The organism is Streptococcus sp. DD11 (assembly GCF_001578865.1).
Lineage (GTDB): Bacteria > Bacillota > Bacilli > Lactobacillales > Streptococcaceae > Streptococcus > Streptococcus panodentis.
Genome location: NZ_KQ969411.1, coordinates 1 through 925 on the forward strand (window position 1 = coordinate 1; position 925 = coordinate 925).

Consider the following 925-nt stretch of genomic DNA (forward strand, 5'->3'; position numbering starts at 1 on the left):
CCTAGAAAGACCTGCTGCAAGGCTGCCTAATTGCACTTCTGATGAACAGCGCCCTAGTTGCAATTCTGATGGCACTGGGCCTTGTCAGATTTCAAGGAATCGGCCCGGCATCGGTTCAGCTCGGAAACTTGCTCCTGCTTTTTGCAGCTACCTTGCTGCAAGGCGCAAACGAGGAAATCATTTTTAGAGGCTGGTTTTTCCCTGCCCTCAGCCGGCACTATGGCAAGTGGTTCGGCCTGGTAGCTTCCGCCTGTTTTTTTGGTCTCCTGCATATCCTATCCGGCTATCAAGATGCCGGATTGGTCCTCAACATCGTCCTATTTGGCGCCTTTCTTTGTCTCTATGTCTGGGAAAAAGGCAGGATCTGGGGCGCTATCGGTATCCACGGCATGAACAATTTCCTCCTGACCGGTGTCTTGGTTCTCGACACGGCAAATCCTGCTGCCCAGACCTTTGGTCTCTTTGTCTTTGACAGCCCAAGCCCAGCTCTATCTGCCGGATTGATGGGAAGCTGGCAGGCTTCAGTCCTGTACGGAGGCCTGGTCCTCCTGATGGTCATCCGACGGCTGAGGAAAGATTGGAAGAAAGACCAAACAGCAGGCAGGAAGCAATCGAAGAACTCTTTAAAACAGTTTTAGGACTAGCCTTTCATCCTCTTTTTGAAAAACCAGACAGAGGGCAGGAAGAAGACAAAGCTATAGCCAAGAATCCAAAGCAGGAGGGGCGATTCTGGGACAGACGCCCCCGAACCGCTGAAGCTGCATCGATCTGTGACAGTTTTGCTACTGAAAGGATGATGTTCAATAGTAAAATTTAGTGTAAGAGTTACCGCCCATTGGCCTGACTTTTATCCCTTGTCAACTTTTGATTTTCTTTGCGTATCAAAAGAAGCCTGCCGAAAGGTCAGACTTCTTTTCATTTTATT

At 49.4% G+C, this 925-nt stretch carries 1 protein-coding gene; it reads left to right on the forward strand.

Annotated elements, in window-relative coordinates:
* The first annotated feature begins 68 nt into the window (after nucleotides 1-68).
* Nucleotides 69-638 (forward strand): CPBP family intramembrane glutamic endopeptidase, encoded by a 570-nt coding sequence (locus STRDD11_RS13135; RefSeq protein WP_164828511.1) that lies wholly within the window; start codon nucleotides 69-71, stop codon nucleotides 636-638.
* Nucleotides 639-925: the final 287 nt, after the last annotated feature.

What these genes read in the sequence shown, in the direction of transcription:
- STRDD11_RS13135 (WP_164828511.1), top strand. Translation starts at nt 69, where the DNA reads ATGGCACTGGGCCTTGTCAGATTTCAAGGAATCGGCCCGGCATCGGTT.